At 72.6% G+C, this 21,959-nt stretch carries 17 protein-coding genes and 2 tRNA genes; 5 read left to right on the forward strand and 14 right to left on the reverse strand.

What is annotated here, in order from left to right:
• Position 1: 1 nt before the first annotated feature.
• Both ABTX81_RS34000 and ABTX81_RS34005 read right to left on the reverse strand, forming a co-directional pair.
• Positions 2 to 535, reverse strand: a complete 534-nt coding sequence (locus ABTX81_RS34000) for a hypothetical protein (RefSeq protein WP_350553724.1) — start codon at positions 533 to 535, stop codon at positions 2 to 4.
• A 255-nt stretch (positions 536 to 790) separates the two neighbouring features.
• Positions 791 to 3,430, reverse strand: a complete 2,640-nt coding sequence (locus ABTX81_RS34005) for a valine--tRNA ligase (protein ID WP_350553725.1) — start codon at positions 3,428 to 3,430, stop codon at positions 791 to 793.
• A 185-nt stretch (positions 3,431 to 3,615) separates the two neighbouring features.
• Here ABTX81_RS34005 and ABTX81_RS34010 point away from each other — a divergent pair, with 185 nt between their 5' ends.
• The gene (locus ABTX81_RS34010; protein WP_350553727.1) at positions 3,616 to 4,434 is read left to right on the forward strand and encodes a hypothetical protein; all 819 of its coding nucleotides are present in this window, start codon (positions 3,616 to 3,618) and stop codon (positions 4,432 to 4,434) included.
• A 103-nt stretch (positions 4,435 to 4,537) separates the two neighbouring features.
• Here ABTX81_RS34010 and clpX read toward each other — a convergent pair whose 3' ends face one another.
• The 6 genes from clpX to ABTX81_RS34040 all read right to left on the reverse strand — a co-directional run bounded on the left by clpX (position 4,538) and on the right by ABTX81_RS34040 (position 11,047).
• Positions 4,538 to 5,827, reverse strand: a complete 1,290-nt coding sequence (clpX, locus tag ABTX81_RS34015) for an ATP-dependent Clp protease ATP-binding subunit ClpX (protein ID WP_030309676.1) — start codon at positions 5,825 to 5,827, stop codon at positions 4,538 to 4,540.
• Between the two features lie 281 nt (positions 5,828 to 6,108).
• On the reverse strand, positions 6,109 to 6,771 hold the full coding sequence (locus ABTX81_RS34020) for an ATP-dependent Clp protease proteolytic subunit (RefSeq protein WP_350553730.1): 663 nt from the start codon (positions 6,769 to 6,771) through the stop codon (positions 6,109 to 6,111).
• Between the two features lie 56 nt (positions 6,772 to 6,827).
• Positions 6,828 to 7,445 (reverse strand): ATP-dependent Clp protease proteolytic subunit, encoded by a 618-nt coding sequence (locus tag ABTX81_RS34025; RefSeq protein ID WP_502892920.1) that lies wholly within the window; start codon positions 7,443 to 7,445, stop codon positions 6,828 to 6,830.
• Between the two features lie 287 nt (positions 7,446 to 7,732).
• Entirely contained in the window at positions 7,733 to 9,130 is a 1,398-nt protein-coding gene (gene tig / locus ABTX81_RS34030) for a trigger factor (protein WP_350553732.1), read from the reverse strand.
• 254 nt (positions 9,131 to 9,384) lie between these two features.
• On the reverse strand, positions 9,385 to 10,872 hold the full coding sequence (locus ABTX81_RS34035) for an MDR family MFS transporter (RefSeq protein ID WP_350553734.1): 1,488 nt from the start codon (positions 10,870 to 10,872) through the stop codon (positions 9,385 to 9,387).
• A 101-nt stretch (positions 10,873 to 10,973) separates the two neighbouring features.
• Positions 10,974 to 11,047 (reverse strand) — tRNA-Pro (locus tag ABTX81_RS34040).
• Positions 11,048 to 11,192: 145 nt separating this feature from the next.
• Between ABTX81_RS34040 and ABTX81_RS34045 the strand changes: the two genes are divergently transcribed.
• Positions 11,193 to 11,263: transfer RNA gene (locus ABTX81_RS34045), tRNA-Gly, on the forward strand.
• A 78-nt stretch (positions 11,264 to 11,341) separates the two neighbouring features.
• Here ABTX81_RS34045 and ABTX81_RS34050 read toward each other — a convergent pair.
• Complete coding sequence (locus ABTX81_RS34050; protein ID WP_350553736.1) at positions 11,342 to 11,905, reverse strand: DUF6197 family protein; 564 nt, start codon at positions 11,903 to 11,905, stop codon at positions 11,342 to 11,344.
• Between the two features lie 254 nt (positions 11,906 to 12,159).
• Here ABTX81_RS34050 and ABTX81_RS34055 point away from each other — a divergent pair, with 254 nt between their 5' ends.
• Positions 12,160 to 12,963: a DUF6348 family protein gene (locus tag ABTX81_RS34055; RefSeq protein WP_350553738.1), complete on the forward strand. Its 804-nt coding sequence runs from the start codon at positions 12,160 to 12,162 to the stop codon at positions 12,961 to 12,963.
• A gap of 36 nt (positions 12,964 to 12,999) precedes the next feature.
• Here the strand turns inward: ABTX81_RS34055 and ABTX81_RS34060 are convergent, their stop codons facing one another.
• The 4 genes from ABTX81_RS34060 to ABTX81_RS34075 form a co-directional block, all read right to left on the reverse strand.
• On the reverse strand, positions 13,000 to 13,194 hold the full coding sequence (locus ABTX81_RS34060) for a hypothetical protein (RefSeq protein WP_350553740.1): 195 nt from the start codon (positions 13,192 to 13,194) through the stop codon (positions 13,000 to 13,002).
• A 517-nt stretch (positions 13,195 to 13,711) separates the two neighbouring features.
• A complete protein-coding gene (locus tag ABTX81_RS34065) occupies positions 13,712 to 14,854 on the reverse strand; it encodes a PP2C family protein-serine/threonine phosphatase (RefSeq protein WP_350553742.1) in 1,143 nt (380 codons plus the stop codon).
• 454 nt (positions 14,855 to 15,308) lie between these two features.
• Entirely contained in the window at positions 15,309 to 15,800 is a 492-nt protein-coding gene (locus tag ABTX81_RS34070) for a ribose-5-phosphate isomerase (protein ID WP_350553744.1), read from the reverse strand.
• A 206-nt stretch (positions 15,801 to 16,006) separates the two neighbouring features.
• Complete coding sequence (locus ABTX81_RS34075; protein ID WP_350553746.1) at positions 16,007 to 16,606, reverse strand: biotin transporter BioY; 600 nt, start codon at positions 16,604 to 16,606, stop codon at positions 16,007 to 16,009.
• A gap of 301 nt (positions 16,607 to 16,907) precedes the next feature.
• On the opposite strand from ABTX81_RS34075, the gene ABTX81_RS34080 reads away from it, so the two are divergent.
• Positions 16,908 to 18,317: an amino acid permease gene (locus ABTX81_RS34080; RefSeq protein WP_502892917.1), complete on the forward strand. Its 1,410-nt coding sequence runs from the start codon at positions 16,908 to 16,910 to the stop codon at positions 18,315 to 18,317.
• 64 nt (positions 18,318 to 18,381) lie between these two features.
• Here ABTX81_RS34080 and ABTX81_RS34085 read toward each other — a convergent pair whose 3' ends face one another.
• The gene (locus ABTX81_RS34085; RefSeq protein ID WP_502892918.1) at positions 18,382 to 19,032 is read right to left on the reverse strand and encodes a mycothiol-dependent nitroreductase Rv2466c family protein; all 651 of its coding nucleotides are present in this window, start codon (positions 19,030 to 19,032) and stop codon (positions 18,382 to 18,384) included.
• A gap of 245 nt (positions 19,033 to 19,277) precedes the next feature.
• On the opposite strand from ABTX81_RS34085, the gene pepN reads away from it, so the two are divergent.
• Entirely contained in the window at positions 19,278 to 21,842 is a 2,565-nt protein-coding gene (gene pepN, locus ABTX81_RS34090; RefSeq protein WP_350553748.1) for an aminopeptidase N, read from the forward strand.
• Positions 21,843 to 21,959: the final 117 nt, after the last annotated feature.

Genomic DNA, 21,959 nt, shown 5'->3' on the forward strand with positions numbered 1-21,959 from the left:
GTCAGACCCCGGCCCGGGCCTCCGGCACGCTCGCGGCCGCTCCGCCGTGGCGGCGGCGCAGCTCGGCGGTGATCTCGGCCAGCTCGCCCTCCGGCAGCAGCGGCAGCATCATCGCCACGCCCTGGAGCAGGCCGCCGAGCAGGAAGGTGGTGTCGGGGGTGGTGGCGACCAGGCCGCGGACCTCGGCCACCTCGCCGGCCGCGACCGCCTCGATCAGCCGGGCCGCGTCCACGCCCTCCTCGTCGACGTGGACGGCGCCGGTGTCGTGCGGGGCGCGCCGGGCCATCGCCCGCAGCACCCGGTCGCCGACCTCGGGGGCGTAGGCCTTGCGGACCGCCTCGGCGGCGATCCAGGTGAGCAGGGTGGTCACCTCGCGCTCGACGTGCTCCTCGAACAGCCGGTCCAGCGCGTGGTCGAAGGCGAGCTGGTTCCCGTGCCGGAAGGCCAGCAGCAGGCTCGCCGCCCGGCCCTTGGCCTCCTCGACCGCCTCGGCAGGCAGTTCGCCGGCCAGCTCCTCGGTCACCATCACGTCCATGCCCTCCCGTCAACTCCTCGCCGTCCGGAACTCGAAGCACACCGTACACAGTCGACCTGGAAACTTCCGCGAGCGCGCGCGGGCAAGACCGGAATGAATTCGGGCGGAATAGGACCTCACCCGGTCCGGGATGAATATTCGCCGGAAGGGAGCAACGGATTGGGCTATTGGGCCGCACGATTTTCCGACCTCCGGAAAAACGGAGGAGCCGCACCCCGCGTCGGCGGGGTGCGGCTCCGGGGAACCGTCGGCGCGTCAGCCCTGCGGCAGCGCCGCGAGCTGGGCGGTGATCCGGGCGATGTCGGCCTCGGCGGCCTCCTGACGGCCCCGGATCTTGGCGACCACCTCGTCCGGTGCCTTGGCCAGGAAGGCCTCGTTGCCGAGCTTGGCGCCGCACTGGGCCTTCTCCTTCTCGGCGGCCGCGAGGTCCTTGGCGAGGCGCTTGCGCTCCGCCGCGACGTCGATCGTGCCGGACAGGTCCAGCGCCACGGTGGCGCCGGCGACCGGCAGCGAGGCGGTGGCCGCGAAGCCCTCCTCGGGCACGGTCAGCCGCAGCAGCGAACGGATCGCGTCCTCGTGGACGGCGAGCACGGTGCCCGCGAGCTCCAGGCGCGCCGGGACCTTCTGGGCCGGCTGCAGGCCCTGGTCCGAACGGAACCGGCGGACCTCGGTGACCACCTGCTGCAGCGTGGCGACCTCGGCCTCGGCCGCGGTGTCCCGGAAGCCGCTGTCCTTCGGCCAGTCGGCGACGACCACCGACTCGGCGCCGGTCAGCGTGGTCCACAGCGCCTCGGTGACGAACGGCACCACCGGGTGGAGCAGCCGCAGGGTGACGTCCAGGACCTCGCCCAGCACCCGGCGGGAGGCCTCGGCCTGCGCGCCGCCCTTGGCCAGGGTGGTCTTGGAGAGCTCGACATACCAGTCGAACACCTCGTCCCACGCGAAGTGGTAGAGCGCGTCCGAGGCCTTGGCGAACTCGTAGCCGTCGTACAGCGCGTCGACCTCGGTCACGGTCGCGTTCAGCCGCGACAGGATCCAGCGGTCCACCGCGGTCAGCTGCTCCGGGGCGGGCAGCGGGCCGTCCACGGTCGCGCCGTTCATCAGCGCGAACCGGGTCGCGTTCCAGATCTTGTTGCAGAAGTTGCGCGCGCCCTTGACCCAGTCCTCGCCGATCGGCACGTCGGCGCCCGGGTTGGCGCCGCGGGCCAGGGTGAAGCGCACCGCGTCCGAGCCGTAGGCGTCCATCCAGTCCAGCGGGTCGACGGCGGTCCCGGAGGACTTCGACATCTTCTTGCCGAACTCGTCACGGACCAGTCCGGTCAGCGCGACCGTCTTGAACGGCGCCTGGCCGTCCATCGCGTACAGGCCGAACATCATCATCCGGGCGACCCAGAAGAAGATGATGTCGTGGCCGGTGACCAGGACGTCGGTCGGGTAGAACTTCGCCAGGTCCGGGGTCTTCTCCGGCCAGCCCAGCGTGGAGAACGGCCACAGGCCCGAGGAGAACCAGGTGTCCAGGACGTCCGGGTCCTGGTGCCAGCCCTCGCCGCTCGGCGGCTGCTCGTCCGGTCCGACGCAGACGACCTCGCCGTCCGGGCCGTACCAGACCGGGATCCGGTGGCCCCACCACAGCTGGCGCGAGATGCACCAGTCGTACATGTTGTCGACCCAGTCGAAGTAGCGGCGCTCCAGCTCCTTCGGGTGGATCTCCACCTTGCCGTCGCGGACCGCGTCGCCGGCCGCCCTGGCCAGCGGCTCGACCTTGACCCACCACTGCAGCGACAGCCGCGGCTCGACCACCGTGTGGCAGCGCGAGCAGTGGCCGACGGCGTGCATGTACGGGCGCTTCTCGGCGACGATCCGGCCCTGCTCGCGCAGCGCGCCGACCACCGCCGAACGCGCCTCCAGCCGGTCCAGGCCGAGGAACGGGCCGTGCACGGTGATCGCGCCGCGCTCGTCCATCACGCTCAGGTTCGGCAGGTCGTGGCGCTGGCCGATGGCGAAGTCGTTGGGGTCGTGCGCCGGGGTCACCTTGACGGCGCCGGTGCCGAACTCCGGGTCCACGTGCTCGTCCGCGACGACCGGGATCTCGCGGTCGGTCAGCGGCAGCTTGATGGTCCGCCCGATCAGGTGCCGGTAGCGCTCGTCGTCCGGGTGGACGGCCACCGCGGTGTCGCCCAGCATCGTCTCGGCCCGGGTGGTGGCGACGACGATCGAGTCCTCGCCGTCCCCGTAGCGGATCGAGACCAGCTCGCCGGGGACCTCCTCGTGCTCCACCTCGATGTCGGACAGCGCGGTGAGGCAGCGCGGGCACCAGTTGATGATGCGCTCGGCCCGGTAGATCAGGCCGTCGTCGAAGAGCCGCTTGAAGATGGTCTGGACGGCCTGCGACAGGCCCTCGTCCATGGTGAAGCGCTCACGCGACCAATCGACGCCGTCGCCGAGGCGGCGCATCTGGCCGAGGATCCTGCCGCCGTAGTTCTCCTTCCACTCCCAGACCTTCTCGACGAAGGCCTCGCGGCCCAGGTCGTGGCGGGAGAGCCCGGACTCGGCGAGCTGCTGCTCGACCTTGTTCTGGGTGGCGATGCCGGCGTGGTCCATGCCCGGCAGCCAGAGCGCCTCGAAGCCCTGCATGCGCTTGCGGCGGGTCAGCGCGTCCATCAGCGTGTGCTGGAAGGCGTGGCCCAGGTGCAGGGCGCCGGTGACGTTCGGCGGCGGGATGACGATGGTGTACGGCGGCTTGTCGCTCGTGGCGTCGGCGGTGAAGTAACCGCGCTCTACCCAGCGCTCGTACAGCTCGCCCTCTACGTCCGCCGGGGCGAAGGTCGTCGGGAGGGTGGCTGCTTCGTCCCCGGCGTGGTTGCTCACGGGGCGCTGGTTCGTGGTGTCGGTCACGACGGACAGTTTACGTAACCCGGGAACCGGGTCACGAACGGCTTTCACCCCCCGGACACCGGGGCGGGCCGCGGACGGCCCGCGGGGGTATGACCCGACCGGGTGACGGACCGGTGCGATAACGTGCCGGACATTCGTCCGAGCCTTCGTACCAGCCCGGCACCACCGTCCCAGGAAGGGCCTCCGTGACCGAGCAGAACCCCTACGGCGCCCCGCCGCCGCCCGGCGGACAGCCCTACGGCGGGCAACCCCACGGCGGGCAGCCCTACCCCGGCCCGCCCGCGCCGCCGCAGACCCCGCCGCCCTACGGCGCCGTCCCGCCGCAGCCCGGCCCGCCCGGCGCGCCGGGCCAGCCGCTGCCACCCGGCTACGCCCCGTACGGCGCGTTCCCCGCGCCCCCGCCGCCGCGCCGCTCCCGGCGCACCCTCGGCATCCTCATCGGCGTCTTCGTGCTCGTGCTGGCCCTCATCGGCGGCGCGGTCGCGTACTTCGTCTTCGACGTCACCTCCAACGCCGGCACCCAGAAGGTCGTCCTGCCGGCCTCGTTCAACGGCCTCACCAGGGACGAGAACAACGAGGTCGCCCGGCAGATGGAGGAGGCCATCACCACCGAACTCGGCAAGGGCGACGGCTCCTGGCACCCGACCGGCGTCAGCGCCGTCTACCAGGACTCCGCCGAGGAACCCAAGCTCGTGGTGCTCGGCGCCTACGGCAAGGTGCTCGCCCCGAAGACCGAGCTCAACGCCATGTTCAAGGGCCTGCAGGCCGACGGCAGCACCAAGCTCAGCGACCGGCACGCCGTCGACCCGGGCCCCAAGGGCGGCAGCATGGACTGCGGCATCGCCTCCCAGGACGGCACCGACCTGGGCGTCTGCGCCTGGGCCGACTCCAGCAGCCTGGTCCTGACGATGGCCCCGCCGGCGACGGACGGCGGCCGCCCCGACCTCGACAAGCTCGCGGCGGACACCCGCGCGCTGCGCGCCGTCTCCGAGGTCCCGAAGTAACCGCGGGACGTAACCGCGGGACCCCCGAGCACCCGCACGGCCGAGGGCCCCGGCGCCGCCACAAGGCGGTACCGGGGCCCTCGTCATGCCCGGGCGGGGATCGTCAGGCGCTCTTCTCGCGCCGCTCCCGCTTGATCATGTCGCGCGGCACCAGGGTCGGGATGGCGTGCTTGGAGACGACGTCCCCGGTCACCACCACGCGGGCGACGTCCTGACGCGAGGGCACCTCGTACATCACGGACATCAGCACCTCCTCCATGATGGCCCGCAGACCGCGCGCGCCGGTGCCGCGCAGGATCGCCTGGTCGGCGATCGCCTCCAGCGCGTCCCGGGAGAACTCCAGCTCCACGCCGTCCAGTTCGAAGAGCTTGCGGTACTGCTTGACCAGCGCGTTCTTCGGCTCGGTGAGGATCTGCAGCAGCGCCTCGCGGTCCAGGTTGTGCACGCTGGTGATCACCGGGAGGCGGCCGATGAACTCCGGGATCATGCCGAACTTGACCAGGTCCTCCGGCATCACCTGACGGAAGTGGTCGCTGGCGTCCAGCTCACGCTTGGAGCGGATGTTCGCGCCGAAGCCGATGCCCTTGGCACCCGCCCGGCCCTCGATGATCCGCTCCAGACCCGCGAACGCGCCGCCCACGATGAACAGCACGTTGGTGGTGTCGATCTGGATGAACTCCTGGTGCGGGTGCTTGCGCCCGCCCTGCGGCGGCACCGAGGCGGTGGTGCCCTCCAGGATCTTCAGCAGCGCCTGCTGCACGCCCTCGCCGGAGACGTCCCGGGTGATCGACGGGTTCTCGCTCTTGCGCGCGACCTTGTCGATCTCGTCGATGTAGATGATCCCGGTCTCGGCCTTCTTGACGTCGTAGTCGGCCGCCTGGATCAGCTTGAGCAGGATGTTCTCGACGTCCTCGCCGACGTACCCGGCCTCGGTGAGCGCGGTCGCGTCGGCGATCGCGAACGGCACGTTCAGCATCCGGGCCAGGGTCTGCGCCAGCAGCGTCTTGCCGGAGCCGGTCGGGCCGAGCAGCAGGATGTTGGACTTCGCCAGCTCGATGGCGTCCTCGCGGCCGTTGCCGCCGCTGCGGCCGGCCTCACCGGCCTGGACCCGCTTGTAGTGGTTGTAGACGGCCACCGACAGGGCCTTCTTGGCGAGGTCCTGGCCGACCACGTACTGGTCCAGGAACTCGTAGATCTCGCGGGGCTTCGGGAGTTCCTCGAAGCGCACCTCGGAGGTCTCGGCGAGCTCCTCCTCGATGATCTCGTTGCACAGGTCGATGCACTCGTCGCAGATGTACACGCCTGGGCCGGCGATCAGCTTCTTCACCTGCTTCTGCGACTTGCCGCAGAACGAGCACTTGAGCAGGTCGCCACCGTCTCCGATGCGTGCCACGAGGTGCTTCCCCTTCGCCAGGGGCCCCGCGGAGTTCCGGGGCCTGGTGCTGTGGACCGTCGACGCCGACGGCGATCGGTCTCGCTATCCGACGGTACTCTGCCGAGCCGCCGATTCCGCCCTCTTCGCCGGGTCTGCCCTACGCCCTGGGCGAATTGATACCGAACAGATGCCGTCGGAGCAACCGCCGGTGCGCCGGGGGCGGGACGCGCGAGCCGGTCGCGCGCCCCGCCCCCGGCAGCCTCCCCGCCCGAGGACGGGCCGGGAGGGAGGTGCCGGCCTCAGGAGGTCAGCGAGGCCTTGCGGGTCGAGATGACCAGGTCGATCAGACCGTACTCGACGGCCTCCTCGGCCGTGAGGATCTTGTCGCGCTCGATGTCGTCGCGGACCTGCTCGACCGTGCGCTTGGAGTGCTTGGAGAGCATCTCCTCCAGCTGCTCGCGCATCCGGAAGATCTCCTTGGCCTGGATCTCCAGGTCGGAGACCTGGCCGCGGCCGGTCTCGGTGTAGGGCTGGTGGATCAGGATGCGGGCGTTCGGCAGCGCCATCCGCTTTCCAGGGGTGCCCGCCGCCAGCAGCACGGCCGCCGCCGAGGCCGCCTGGCCCATGCAGACGGTGGTGATGTCCGGCTTGACGTACTGCATGGTGTCGTAGATCGCCGTCAGCGCGGTGAACGAGCCGCCGGGCGAGTTGATGTACATCTGGATCTCACGGTCCGGGTCCATCGACTCCAGGCACAGCAGCTGCGCCATGATGTCGTTGGCCGAGACGTCGTCCACCTGCGAGCCGAGGAAGATGATGCGCTCCTCGAACAGCTTGGCGTACGGGTCGTACTCACGGATGCCCTGCGAGGTGCGCTCGACGAACCGCGGGACGATGTAGCGGCCCTCGGCACGCATGTCCTCGACGCGGGCCTTGGCGGCCGACAGGCTGGGGATGTTCATGGGTGTTCTGGTCCTCCGGAGCGTTGTGGCTGTGGTCTCGTGGGCCCGGGCCGGGCTCAGGCGCCGGTGCCGCCGCCGCCGGGGACGTCCGCGGCGCTGTGCATGATCGCGTCGATGAGGCCGTACTCCAGGGCCTCCTCCGGGCTGAACCAGCGGTCGCGGTCGGAGTCCTGGGTGATCCGCTCGAAGGACTGGCCGCTGTGGAAGGCGATCAGCTCGGACATCCGCTTCTTGGTGCGCAGCAGCTGCTCCGCCTGGATCCGGATGTCGGTGGCCGAGCCGCCGAGGCCGGCGGAGGGCTGGTGCATCAGGATGTTGGCGTTCGGCAGCGAGAAGCGCTTGCCCTTGGCGCCCGCGGTCAGCAGGAACTGGCCCATCGAGGCCGCCATGCCCATCGCGATGGTGACGACGTCGTTCTTGATGTACTGCATGGTGTCGTAGATCGCCATGCCGGCCGAGATCGAGCCGCCCGGGGAGTTGATGTAGAGGAAGATGTCCTTGTCCGGGTCGGCCGCCAGCAGCAGCAGCTGGGCGGTGATCCGGTTGGCGATGTCGTCGTCGACCTGCTGGCCGAGGAAGATGATCCGCTCGTTGAGCAGCCGGTTGTAGACCTGGTCGCCGAGGCCGCCCAGCACGTCACCAGCGGCGGCGTGCGGCGCCATCGGGCCGGGCATCTGCATCTGCGGGTACGTCACTTAGCCACCTGCTCAGTCGATTTGGACGGTCGCTCCACGGCCGTCACGATGTCGCACAGCTTTCCGGGTATCACGTCGTGATTGTTGCTGTCCATGGACCCTAACGCGCAGGCCGGGCCGCTGAATCCCCCACGCAGAACTGTTCGCTGTGAGCGCAGGGTCCGCGCCCGCGGCCGGGCACGGACCGGGAACGGGCGCGGGCCCGGACGCCGTACGGCGTCCGGGCCCGCGCTCACGCCTCAGGGCGAGCGAGGCGACCGCGGCGGTCAGGCCTCGGTCTTCTCCTCGGCCTCGGCCTCGGCGGCCGGGGCCTCGACGGTCTCGGCCGACTCGTCGGCCTCGTCGTCGTCGAAGTTGATCTCGTTGCCCTCGGTGTCGACGACCTTGGCGGCCTCGACCACGGTGGCCAGCGCCTTGCCGCGGGCGACCTCGCCGACCAGCAGCGGAACCTGGCCGCCCTGGACGACCTGCTGGGCGAACTGGTCCGGGGTGAGGCCCGAGCCGGCGGCGCGACGGATGAGGTGCTCGGTCAGCTCCTCCTGGGAGACGTTGAGCTCCTCGTCGGCGACGATCTGGTCCAGGACGAACTGGGTCTTGATGCCCTTCTTCGCCTGCTCCGCGAGCTCCGCGAGGTACTCCTCCTCCGACTTGCCCTGGGTCTCCAGGTAGGTCGCCAGGGTGAGGCCCATCGGCTCCAGCTGGTGGTGCTCGAGGTTGTGCTTGCGGGTCTCGATCTCGTCCTTGAGGAGCTTCTCCGGGAACTCGATCTCGACCAGGCCGAGCAGCGCGTCCAGCACCTTCTCCTGGGCCTGGGTGGCCTGGTCGTACTCCTTCATGCGCTCCAGGCGCTTGCGGGAGTCGGCCTTCAGGTCCTCGAGGGTGTCGAACTCGCTGGCCAGCTGGGCGAACTCGTCGTCCAGCTCGGGCAGCTCCTTCTCCTGGACGGCGGTGACCGTGACGGTGACCTCGGAGGTCTTGCCGGCCTGGGTGCCGCCCTTGAGCTCGGTGGTGAAGGTGGCGGTGCCACCGGCCTCCAGGCCGACGACGGCCTCGTCGATGCCGTCGATCAGACGGCCCGAGCCGATCTCGTAGCTGACGCCGGCGGCGGTGCCGTCCTCCGGCACCTCGCCGTCGACCTTGGCCTCCAGGTCGACGACCACGATGTCGCCGGTGGCGGCGGCGCGCTCGACGTCCTTGACCGAGGAGAAGCGCTCGCGCAGCTGCTCCAGGGACTTGGCGATGTCCTCGTCGGAGACCTCGATCGGGTCGACGGTGACCTCGATGGTCGAGAAGTCCGGCAGGGCGATCTCCGGGCGGACGTCGACCTCGGCGGTGAACTTCAGGTCACCGCCGTCGGCGATCTTCTCGACACCCTCGATGTTGGTGATGTCGGGCTGGCCGAGGACCTCGATCTTGCCCTCGTCGACGGCCTGCGTGTAGAAGCGCGGCAGGGCGTCGTTGACGGCCTCCTCCAGCACGGCACCACGGCCGAAGCGCTGGTCGATGACCCGGTTCGGGATCTTGCCCTTGCGGAAGCCCGGGACCGAGACCTGCTGGTTGATCTTCTTGTACGCCGCGTCGAGGCTGGGCTTGAGCTCCTCGAAGGGCACCTCGACGGTGAGTCGAACCCGGGTCGGGTTCAGAGTCTCGACGGCGCTCTTCACGGTTAGGTCTCCTATGGGCTTGCGGTCAGGTTGCCTGCGCCCTCCCCGGACGCCGGCCGGGGCCGGTTTCCAGCGGGTCGGGCGAGACGGGCGATGGGCGGTTGGAGCTGCATCTCCCGTGGGGGGTGGACGGTGAGCGTGACTCCTCGCCCTCGTGCGGTTGACCTGGGTGGACGCCACAGGGACTACCGCCAGCGCCCCATCCTACCGGTACCACGAAAGGCGGACGCCAGGACGCCGCCGTCCGGGCCCGTTCAGGCCCTCCCGGCGGTCTTCCGGGCCGGTTCGCCGGCGCCGGCGCCGGCCGGGGCCGAGGCCACCGGGCGCATGGTCGCGGCGGCGTCGGAGTCCCGCACCCGCAGCGCTGTCACGGCCGCGAGCAGGGCCAGCCCGGCCGCGGTCAGGAAGGCCGCGCGGTAGGCCGCGAAGTTCGCCACGGGCGTACCCGAGGCGTCCGCGGTGAACGGCCCGACGGCGGTCAGCACGGTGCCGAGCACCGCCACGCCGAGCGCCGAGCCGATCTGGCGCTGGGCGTTGTAGAGGGTGGAGGCGGCGCCGGTGGAGGCGGCCGGAACGGTCGCGAAGGCGGCGGTCTGGCTCGGCATGAAGACGTGCGACATCGCGTAGCCGGTGAGGAAGAGCAGCCCGCGCACGGCCCAGAGGTTGCTCTCCGGCCCGATCGTCGCCATCAGCGCCAGGCAGCCGGCCACCACGGCGGACCCGGCGGCGAGGAGCCGGCGCGGGCCGATCCGCGGGTAGAGCCGGGCCGACACCTGGGAGGCGAGCATCACACCGAGCGCCTCGGGGAACACCATCAGACCGCTGTGCAGGGCGTCCATGCCGAGCGCGTCCTGCATCAGCAGCGGGAAGAGGTAGAGCATGCCGAGGAAGGCCGCGCCGGAGAACAGCGACAGCAGGTTGGTGGTGCGGAAGATCCGGTCCCGGAACAGCCGCAGGTCGAGCATCGGCTCGGGGCGGCGCAGCTCGACGGCGACCAGGGCGGCGAGGGCGAGCAGGCCGGCGAGCGCCGGGGCGAGGACGCGCGCGCTCCCCCAGCCCGAGGACGCCCCCTCGGAGAGCGCGTACATGGTGCCGCCGAAGCCGACGGCGGCGAGCAGGAAGCCGGCCACGTCGAACCGGCCGGCCCGCTCGACGCGGTAGTCCGGCAGGAAGAGCAGGCCGAAGACCAGCCCGGCGAGGCCCACCGGCACGTTGACGATGAAGACCCAGTGCCAGGACCAGCTGTCCACCAGCCAGCCGCCGAGCACCGGCCCGCTGGCCGGGGCGACGGCGGTGGGCAGCATCAGCACCCGGGTGGCGCGCATCCGCTCCTCCTGCGGGAAGGCGCGGAAGAGCATGGTCATCCCGACCGGGGTGAGCAGGCCGCCGGCCGCGCCCTGGAGGATCCGGTACAGGGTGAGCGAGGCCAGCGAGTCGGCCGTGCCGCAGAGCAGCGAGGTGGCGGTGAACAGGGCGAGCGCGTACAGGAAGACCCGGCGGGTGCCGAAGCGGTCGCCGAGCCAGCCGGAGAGCGGCACGAAGACGGCCAGGCTGACCAGGTAGCCGACGTTGATCACGCCGACCCCGGCCGGGTCGGTGCCGAAGTCCCGGCCGATCGCGGGCAGGGCCACGTTGACGATCGTGCCGTCCATGATCGTCATGAACAGCGAGGCGACGAAGACGACGCCGACCGCGATCTTGGGGTTCATCCGCGTCGGCCGGGCCGGGCTCGTCGCACTCATCGGGGGTTCTCCAGGTTTGGTGAAAAATCAACCAGCCACCATGCCCGAACGACCCCGCGAACGACAACAGGGCCCCGCTGTGGGCGAGACCCTGCGCACGGTCGGGGTGACCGGATTCGAACCGACGGCCTTCCGCTCCCAAAGCGGACGCGCTACCAAACTGCGCCACACCCCGTGGTGCCGAGAGGAAGCGTACACGCCGGGCCCCGCCGGATCGCCGAGATATTCCGAGGCCTCCACCGCGAATCGGGTGTGCGCGCAGCCGACCGGACCAGGTACGCTGTTCCCGACCTTCCGTCCGGTGACGGCCGGGGGATCGCGCGGGCGTAGCTCAATGGTAGAGCCCTAGTCTTCCAAACTAGTCACGCGAGTTCGATTCTCGTCGCCCGCTCAGCAGGAACGGCCCCGGTGGATGCACGGCATCCACCGGGGCCGTCCGCGTTTCCGGCGGGCCGTCAGCGCCCGGGCGTCACAGGCCCAGCCGGGCGGCCCGGGCGGCGGCCCGCTCCAGCAGCCGGTGGACGTCGGCCTGCCGGGTGGCGGGCCGGTCGTTGAACTCGTCCGGGGAGTTCACCGGGCGGCCGGTGGCGTGCAGCACCTCCATCAGCTGGACCCGGGCGGTGCGCACGGTGGCCGGGGTGCCGAACCCGTGGGCGAGCACCGCCGCCTGGGCACCGAGCAGGCACACCCGGCCGGCCGCGTCCCACATCGCCCCCTGGAGCCAGCCGTGCGCGGCGATGTAGCGGGAGGCGAGGCCGAGGTGCTCGGCGGCGGTGACCGGCACGGGCCGGGCGGGGCGGCGCAGCGCCCGGTCGAGCAGGGTGGCCCGGGGCGGCGGGTGGCCGGCGTGCCAGGGCTGCGGCACCGAGCCGTGGGGGCAGACGTAGGGCGCCGGGGTGCGCGCGGGGGCGGGCAGCGAGGCGAGGTACGCCTCGATCTCGGCGACCAGGCCGAAGACGCCCGGGGTGGGCGGCGGGGCGGGGCTCGGGGCGGTGGGCGGAAGGACAGGGGGCGGCGGGGCGGTGCGGGGCATGCGGGTTCTCCAGGCGGAGCCGGTGGTTCTCGCGGTTCGCGGTTTCTCGCTACCCCAAAATGGTGCATTCCGGTCATCTCGGCGACCGGAGCGGCACGCCGTCATCGCCGCGGCCGCCCGTCGCGACGGCGGTCCGGTGACGGCCCGGCGGTTTCCCGGGGGGCCTTCGGGCCGATAGCCTCGGCGGCGTTCGAGAGCAGTTCGATGGCCGATGGCGTTCGAGACGATTCGAAGCCGTGAGCGGAGGAGTCCCCGTGCGCCCGCAGGACCGACTGGCCGTCATTCAGCGCTGCGTGGTCCGGGAGATGGCGCGGCTCGGGCAGGAGTTCGCCGCCGACGGCGAGGTGGTGCGCGGTCCGGGGACGGTCGCGGTGGCCGTCCGGGAGCACCCCGGCGGCGAGGGCGCCGGGCACGTCGACCTCGGCTGGGCGATGGAGCTCGGCCGGGCGGACGCCCCGGTGGTGTGGGACTGCGCGGCCGGCCTCGGCCAGACCGAGGAGGAGAAGCTCGAGAACGCGGTGCGGATGTGGGCGACCACCACGGCGGCCGCGCTGGTCGAGCTGCGGGAGGGCCGCGGCGCGCACGCCGACCACGCCGACCACCCCGAACTGCCCGGCTGGCACGCCGTCCAGGGGCCGGCGGCGGTCTTCGGGTTCGGCAACGAGCGGCTGGCCGCCTGGCTGGCCGGGAACCGGGTGGTGCCGGCGCTGGCGCCCGCGCTGCTGCCCGCGCTGGCCGGGCCGGGGGCGCGGCGGCCGCACGGGGTGAAGCTGTTCCTCGGCGGGCGGTCGGGGGACGACGTGGCCGAGGTCAGGATCGACGGCGAGGTCAGCGAGGAGGCGTCGGCGGCACTGCGGGCGCTGGACTGGCCGCGCGGCGAGCGGCTGTGCTGGGCGCGGCTGTTCGTGCTGCTGACGGCCCGCGAGGAGCCCTCGGCGCCGCTGACCGCGCCGGCCGGCGCCGGCGGGGTCGTGCCGGTCCGGCCGGCGGCCGTGGCGGCGGCGCGCCCGCGGGGCCTGTTCGCCCGGTGGCGGCAGGCGAGGCGCGCCGGCCGGTGACGGGGCGCCGGCCGCGGCGGGCCGGCGGTCCGCAGGTCAGCTGGTGATGTTGGAGATGGACTTGGCGATCTCGTTCAGGAAGTCCTGGATCGGCTGGGCGGCGGTGCTCTGGTGGAGCATGAAGCCGAACAGGGCGGCCAGGATGAAGTGCCCGGGCTTCAGCTGCTTCTGGCGGATGAAGATGAAGCAGATGATGCCGAACAGGACCAGCGCGGAGACGGAGAGTGCCACCCGGACTCACTTCCTCGTTTCATAGCGGGGCGCCACCGGCGGACGACCCCTGCGAAGCCGGACCCCGGCCTGTCCGACGGTCCCGAGGCGGAACGGCAGTTCGTCCGGCACGTCGAGGCCGGAGGGAAGGTCGCCCGTCGCGACCGCACGGTGTCCGTCGTGCCGCATGTGACGCCCCCCATCCCCCGAATCCTGAACAGTCCCGCCCGGACTCAGTGTGGTCGACCGTGCCGATTGCGTAAAGGTCTGACAGTCGGTAGAACGCCGATATCCTGCGATGCGAGACGAGTTTCCGCCGACCGAGACGATAGCCGAGACATCCTGACGAATCGTCGGCGGGGCGCCGCTGAGCGGCCGGGAAACGATCGGCGGGCCGGACCGGAACCGGCAGGTCCGCTCTGCTTGCGGGGTCCCGGAATTGGCTGAAGATCAGCTCCGGGGCTTGACAGCGGCTGCCACTGGCACATGCCGCCGCGAGAGCGCCGCGACGGGCCCCCGGAACGCCGCCGGGAGCCGCTCAGTCGCGCCAGAACAGCAGGACCGCGCGGTCGTCGTTGATGTCCCGGGCGACCGTCTCGATCAGCCGGGAGGCCGCCCCGCCGCCGGTGCCCGGGCCGCCGCCCGGCACCAGCCGGTCCGCCTCGCCCATCAGCCGGTCCATGCCCTCCGAGAGGTCCCGCCCGGGCGCCTCGACCATGCCGTCGGTGCACAGCATCAGGACGTCCCCGCGGTTCAACCGCCCCCGTACGCCCTCGAACTTGGCACCGTCGTAGATGCCCAGCGCCGGGCCCTCCAGCGCCTCCTTGACCTCCCAGCGGCCGGCGCCCGCCAGCCGCTGCATGCCCGGCAGGTGCCCGGCGGAGAGCAGCTCGTACTCGCCGGTGTCCAGGTCGAGCACCAGGTGCACGGCGGTCGCGAAGCCCTCCTCCCAGGACTGCCGCAGCAGATAGCCGTTGGCGGCGGGCAGGAAGTCGTGCGCGGGCAGCGAGCCGAGCAGCCCGCCGAACGCGCCGGAGAGCAGCAGCGCCCGCGAGCCGGCGTCCATGCCCTTGCCGGAGACGTCCGCGAGGACCACCTCCAGCACCCGCCGGCCGGGGCCGGTGCGGTCGGCGACCACGAAGTCGCCCGAGAAGGACTGCCCGCCGGCCGGGCGCAGCGCCATGTCGGCGTGCCAGCCGTCCGGCAGCCGGGGCACCCGGCTCTGCACCCGCAGCCGCTCGCGCAGGTCGAAGAGCATCGTCGAGCCGCCCCACCAGGGCACGCCGACCCGGCTGCGGAACTGGGCCAGCAGCAGGCCGCCGACCCCGGCCGCGCCGACCACCAGGGCGGCGCCGGGGGTGACCCCGTAGGTGTAGGACTCGGGGTGGTCGCTGGCCACCCGCTGGCCGGTGTGGATGACCGACTCGGCGGACAGGCCGAGCGCGGCCAGCGCGTAGAGCACCACCAGCGAGCCCGGGCGCAGCAGCAGGGCCGCCGCCAGGATCGGCAGGACCAGCGCGGTGGGCGGGGCCCAGGCGGGCCACCAGACGTTGAGCAGGATCAGCAGCGGCACCAGCAGCGAGAGCGCGCAGAGCACCGGCCAGTCGGCGGCGCCGCCGCGGAACCAGTCCACAGCGGCGGTGCGCAGCCTTCGGCGGACCCGGCGGAGCCTCTTGCGCAACCGGGCCGTCACGGGGTCGGACGCCGGGGCGGCGCCGGGCCTCGTCGCAGTCGTCTGGGGCGGTGTGCCCGGCGCTCTGCCAGCCATGGGGACCGACCATATCCAGCGCTCCCGGTCGGCGTCGACGGGCCGGGCGGGGGCGGCGGTGCGGTGGCGCGGGCGCGTCAGCGGGTTTCGGCCGATTGCGGCGGGCGGCGTCCGGAGCGTCAGGAGGCGTACGGGCACAGGGCGTACGAACCGCCCGGGCGCCGTGCGCGCCCCGTCGCGCGGGCGGTCGGGCAGGGCGCGCGCCGGGGTGCGCGCTGTGGCCGATCACACAGCGATCACACAGCGGGCGTCCAGCCGCCGTCCGGCCGGTTCCGCACCCCGCCGGGCGGGCCCGGGGAACGCGGCGGCCGGCCGCGCCGTCGGGGCGCGGCCGGCCGCCGGGAGGAGCCGGGACGGGCGGGAGGGGTCAGCCCTCCTGCTGCGGGTGGTGGGCCGGGATCGGCGGGAGCTCGCCGGTGGTCTCGTACACGCTGAGCATGTCGATCCGGCGGGTGTGGCGCTCGTCGCCGCTGTACGGGGTGTTGAGGAAGATCTCGACGAACTTGGTGGCCTCGTCCTCGGTGTGCATCCGGCCGCCGATGGAGATCACGTTGGCGTTGTTGTGCTCGCGGCCGAGCGCGGCGGTCTGCTCGCTCCAGGCCAGCGCGGCGCGGACGCCCTTGACCTTGTTGGCGGCGATCGCCTCGCCGTTGCCCGAACCGCCGATCACGATGCCCAGCGACTGCGGGTCGGAGGCGGTGCGCTCGGCGGCGCGCAGGCAGAACGGCGGATAGTCGTCGAGGGCGTCGTAGATGTGCGGCCCGCAGTCGACCGGCTCGTGGCCGGCCTCCTTGAGCCACTCCACGAGGTGGTTCTTCAGTTCGTATCCGGCATGGTCGGAGCCCAGGTACACGCGCATGCCCATGAGTGTGGCATGCGCGCGGACCCGGGCTCCGCAGGGGGCGACGCGTTCGGCACGTCCAGGCCCGGACCCGCCGGAGGGGCGCGCCGGTGCCGGAAGGGAGGAGCGAGGACGCCGTGACGAAGGAGCGGCGTTGGAGCGACGACCGTCGGCACCGGGTCGGAGCGCCCCGGGGCGGGTCCGGGCCCGAAGACAGGGGCCGCTCAGCGGCGGTCGAGCAGCTTCCAGGCGACGGGGAGGGCGCCGGCGGCGAGGGCGGCCTTCAGGGCGTCGCCGACCAGGTACGGGTAGAGGCCGAGCTCGGCGGCGCGGGCCAGCGGGACGTCGAGGGCGAACGCCAGGTAGGGCACGCCGACCGCGTAGATGGCGAGGCTGCCGAGGACCATCGCGGCGGCGGTGCGCACCGGCGAGCGGTCGGCGCCGCGCCGGGCCAGCGCGCCGACCAGGCCGGCGGCCAGCACGAAGCCGATCGCGTAGCCGAGCGAGGGCATCGACCAGCCGGAGGAGCCCTCGGCGAACCACGGCACGCCCGCCATGCCGGCCAGCAGGTAGAGGCCGAGCGAGGCGACGCCCCGGCGGGTGCCGAGCGCGGTGCCGACCAGCAGGGCCGCGAAGGTCTGGCCGGTGACCGGCACCGGGGAGCCGGGGACGTTCACCGACAGCTGGGCGGCCAGGCCGGTGAGCGCGGCGCCGCCGGCGACCAGGGCGAGGTCACGGGCCTGGGCGCCGAAACGGGTGCCGGCGGCGGGCAGCAGGTCGGCGAGCACGGCGCGGCTCGGAACGGGGGTGCTGGCGGTGGCCATCGGGCTTCTCCTCGGCACGGTGGGGATCCGGACGATCGAAGGATCAGCGGATCAAGTGAGTGATCACTCTGAACCTACGCGGCGATCACCCCGAACACCGTCAGGGATCCGGACAAACCCCCGGCCGCCCTCCTTGTCGGGTCCCGACCCACCGGGGCGACGGAACGTGAGCGGACGGGCCCGTGCTGTCACGATGGGGTCCGCATGCTGATCCCGAACCCGACATTCTTGGCATGCACAGCCACGTCACCGGATATTGGACAGCTCGCACCACATGTCGAACAGTCTGGATCCACCCCCCATGGCCCCCACCTCCGCGCACACCGCGCCGCCCGGGACCACACCCGCTCCCCCGGCCGACGGCCAGCAGCTCTCGCACGGCCTCAAGCAGCGCCACCTCTCGATGATCGCGCTCGGCGGCGTCATCGGCGCCGGCCTGTTCGTCGGCTCCGGCGCCGGCATCGCGGCGGCCGGACCCGCCATCATCCTGGCCTTCGTGCTCTCCGGCCTGCTGGTCATGCTGATCATGCGGATGCTCGGCGAGATGTCGGCGGCCCGCCCGGCCTCCGGCTCCTTCTCCGTGCACGCCGAGAAGGAACTCGGCCCCTGGGCCGGGATCACCGCCGGCTGGATGTACTGGGTGATGCTCTGCTGCGGTGTCGCCGCCGAGGCCACCGCCGCCGGCAGGATCGTCAACGGCTGGATCCCCGGTGTCTCCGCGTGGATCTGGGTCGCCCTGTTCATGGTGTTCTTCTGCGCCAGCAACCTCACCGCGGTGAAGAACTTCGGCGAGTTCGAGTTCTGGTTCGCCGCCGTCAAGGTCGCCGCGATCATCGCCTTCCTGGTGCTGGGCGGGCTCGGCGTGGCCGGCGTGCTCGGCCCCGGCGCCCCCGGCACCGCCAACCTCACCGGCCAGGGCGGCTTCCTGCCCACCGGCGTCAGCGGACTGATCGTCGGCCTGCTCGCCTCCGTCTTCGCCTACGGCGGCCTGGAGACGGTCACCATCGCCGCCGCCGAGTCCCAGGACCCCAAGCGCAACGTCGCCAACGCCGTGCGCACCGCCGTCTGGCGGATCGCGGTCTTCTACATCGGCTCGATGGCACTGGTCGTCACCCTGGTCTCCTGGAAGGACCCGGCGGTCGTCGCCGACGGCCCCTACGTCACCGTGCTGCGCCACCTCGGGGTGCCCGGCGCCGGGACGATCATGCAGTTCGTGGTGCTGATCGCCCTGCTGTCCGCGATGAACGCCAACATCTACGGCGCCTCCCGGATGGCCTACTCGCTGGTCGGCCGCGGCCAGGGCCCGCGCGCCCTCGCCAAGGTCAGCGGCGGGGTCCCCCGGCGGGCCGTGCTCGCCTCCTGCCTGTTCGGCTTCGCCGCCGTCCTGGCCGCCAAGTTCTGGCCCGCCACCGTCTTCACCTGGCTGATGAACACCACCGGCGTCGCCATCCTGGTCGTCTGGCTGTTCATCTGCGTCGTCCAGCTGCGGATGCGCCGGCGCCTGGAGCGCGAGGCCCCCGAGCTGCTCACCGTGCGGATGTGGGGCTTCCCGTACCTGACCTGGGTCGCGATGGCCGCCGTCGCCGGCATCCTCGCCCTGATGACCACCACCGAGGGCAACCGGCAGCAGCTGTACGCGGCCGGCGTGCTGGTCGTGCTGCTCACCGGCGCCGGACTGCTCAAGCAGCGCCGGGACGCCGCCCGCGGCTGACCCGCGACGCCGAACGGAAGGGGCCCGGTACCACGCGGTACCGGGCCCCCTCGCGTCCGCGGGCCTACTCGAAGGACGGGCTCGCGGTACGGGTCCGCTTGATCTCGTAGAAGCCCGGCGTCGAGGCGACCAGCAGGGTGCCGTCCCACAACCGGGCGGCGGCCTCCCCGCGCGGGATCGGCGTCACCACCGGGCCGAAGAACGCCACCCGCTCGCCGTCCGCGCCCTCGACCGCGATCACCGGGGTGCCGACGTCCTCGCCGACCAGGGTGATGCCCTCCTTGTGCGACAGGCGCAGCGCCTCGTCGTACGCGTCGGTGCCGGCCGCGTCCGCCAGCTCCACCGGCAGCCCGGCCGCGGCCAGCGCCGCCTCGACGGTCTCCCGGTTCTGCGGCAGGCCCTCGTTGTGGAAGCGGGTGCCCAGCTCGGTGTAGAGCCGGCCCAGCACCTGATCGCCGTGCTGCCGCGCCGCCGCGACGCACACCCGCACCGCGCCCCAGGCGTTGTCCAGCAGCTCCCGGTACTGCTCCGGCAGGTCCCGGTCCTCGTTCAGCACCGACAGGCTCATCACGTGCCAGTTCACGTCCACCGGGCGCAGCTGCTGGACCTCGATCAGCCAGCGGGACGTCATCCAGGCCCACGGACAGGCCGGGTCGAACCAGAAGTCGGCGGTCTTGCGCTCGGCGGCGCCGGCGGCACCAGCGGAAGTCGTCACGGCTGTCGTCCTTCGAGAGTCGTCCGGAAGAAGTGTGCGTCGGGGCCGTGCGGCCACGCGGAACCGCGCCCCCGGAGCAGCAACACCCGGCCCGCGCCGCTGATTCCGCCCCGCCCGCCCGAGTTGTGCAATGGTACCGGCGCGGGGGGCGTGAAAGGATGCCCTGGCAGCACCACAGCGCGCCGCACCACCGCACCAGCGAAGACCGCACCACCACCGTGCGAGCCGGACAAAGGAGTACCGCCGTGCCGGGCAAGAACCTGAGCCGCGACGAAGCCCAGCAGCGGGCCAGCATCCTCACCGTGGACGGCTACCGCGTCCGGCTGGACGTGACCTCGGCCCCCGACCCCGCCGCCGCCACCTTCCGCTCCACCACCACCATCGCCTTCCGCTGCGCCGAACCGGGCGCGTCGACCTTCGTCGACCTGCTCGCCCCGGCGGTGCGCGCCGTCACCCTCAACGGCCGCGCCCTCGACCCGGCCACCGCCTACGACGGCGCCCGGGTGCACGTCGACGGCCTGGCCGCCGACAACGTGCTCACCGTCGAGGCCGACTGCGCCTACAGCCGCACCGGCGAGGGCCTGCACCGCTTCACCGACCCCGCCGACGGCGAGACCTACCTCTACACCCACTACGAGCCGGCCGACGCCCGCCGGGTCTTCGCCACCTTCGAACAGCCCGACCTGAAGGCCCCGTTCACCTTCACCGTCACCGCGCCGGCCGCCTGGGACGTCCGCTCCAACGCCGCGCACGAGGCCGTCACCGCCGAAGGCGCCGCCCGAACCTGGGAGTTCGCGCCGACCAAGCCGATCTCCACCTACCTCACCGCCGTCGTCGCCGGCCCGTACCACGTCGCCCGCGACCACTACAGCCGCACCCTCGACGACGGCACGGTGCTGGACATCCCGCTCTCCGCGCTGTGCCGCAAGTCGCTCGCCCCGTACTTCGACGCCGACGAGATCCTCGGCGTCACCAAGCTCGGACTCGACTTCTTCCACGAGCGGTTCGCCTACCCGTACCCCTTCGGCAAGTACGACCAGGCGTTCGTCCCCGAGTACAACATCGGCGCCATGGAGAACCCCGGCTGCGTCACCTTCCGCGAGGAATTCGTCTTCCGCTCGAAGGTCACCGACGCCGCCTACGAGGGCCGCGCCAACGTCGTCCTGCACGAGATGGCGCACATGTGGTTCGGCGACCTGGTCACCATGCGCTGGTGGGACGACCTGTGGCTGAAGGAGTCCTTCGCCGACTTCATGGGCTCCTACGGCCTGGTCGGCGCCGGCACCCGCTACCAGAGCGCCTGGGTCACCTTCGCCAACCAGCGCAAGGCCTGGGCCTACCGGCAGGACCAGTTCCCCACCACCCACCCGATCACCGCGGACATCCGCGACCTCGAGGACGCCAAGCTCAACTTCGACGGCATCACCTACGCCAAGGGCGCCTCGGTGCTCAAGCAACTGGTGGCGTACGCCGGGGCGGAGGCCTTCTTCGAGGGCGCCCGCCGCTACTTCCAGCGGCACGCCTTCGGCAACACCGAACTCGCCGACCTGCTGGACATCCTGGAGGAGACCAGCGGACGCGACCTCAAGTCCTGGGCCGCCGCCTGGCTGCAGACCGCCGGCGTCAACACCCTCACCCCGCAGCTCACCGCCGACGCCGAGGGCCGGATCACCGAACTCGCCGTCCTCCAGGACGGCGACGTGCTGCGCCCGCACCGGGTCGCGGTCGGCCTCTACGACCGGGACGCCGACGGCGCGCTGGTGCGCACCGCCCGCTTCGAACTGGACGTCACCGGCGCCCGCACCGTCGTCGCGGAGGCCGTCGGCCGCACCCGCCCCGCGCTCGTCCTGCTCAACGACGACGACCTGACCTACTGCAAGATCCGCTTCGACGAGGAATCGCTGGAGACCCTGCGCTCCGGCCTCGGCGACATCAAGGACGACCTGGCCCGCGCGCTCGCCTGGTCCGCCGTCTGGAACCTCACCCGGGACGCCCTGATGCCGGCCCGCGACTACGTGGCGCTGGTGCTGCGGTTCGCCGGCCAGGAGGGCAACATCGGCGTCCTGCAGTCGCTGCACACCCAGGCCAAGGGCGCCGTCGACCTCTACGCCGACCCCGCCTGGCGCGGCGAGGGCGGCCGGCTGCTCGCCGACGGCGCGCTGCGCGAGCTGCGCGCCGCCGCCCCCGGCAGCGACCACCAGCTGGCCTGGGCCCGCTTCCTGGCGCAGACCGCCAACGGCTCCGAGCACCTCGGCCTGGTCCGCGGACTGCTGGCCGGCACCGCCCGGATCGACGGCCTGGAGGTCGACCAGGAGCTGCGCTGGGCGCTGTGGCTGGCCCTGGCCGCCACCGGCCAGGCCACCGAGGAGGAGCTGGCCGGGGAACTGGCCGCCGACAACACCGCGAGCGGGCGCCGCCAGCACACCCAGTGCCTGGCCGCCCGGCCCACCCCGGAGGCCAAGGCCGCCGGCTGGTCCGCCGTGATCGACTCCGACGAGCTGCCCAACGCGCTGGTCGAGGCCAACATCGCCGGCTTCGCGGTACCCGCCCACCGCGACCTGACCGCGCTCTACGCCGCGCCCTACTTCAAGCTGCTGGAGCGGGTCTGGGCCGAGCGGACCATCGAGATCGCGATGCGCATCGTCGGCGGCTTCTTCCCGCAGGCGCAGGTGGACGAGGCCACGCTGGCCGAGGCGGACGCCTGGCTGACCGGGCACCCGGACGCGGCGCCCGCGCTGCGCCGCCTGGTGCTGGAGCGCCGGGACGACCTGGCCCGGGCACTGCGGGCGCAGGCCTGCGACCGGGCCTGAGCGGACGGAACGGGGTGGGCCCCCGCCGCGACGCGCGGCGCGGCGGGGGGCGCCCCCGCCCGGCCGCCCGCCGCGGGGGCCCGAGGCACCGCCGGCCCGTGGGCGGGGGGGGGGGAC

This window comes from Kitasatospora sp. NPDC097605 (genome assembly GCF_040302725.1).
Taxonomy (GTDB): Bacteria; Actinomycetota; Actinomycetes; order Streptomycetales; family Streptomycetaceae; genus Kitasatospora.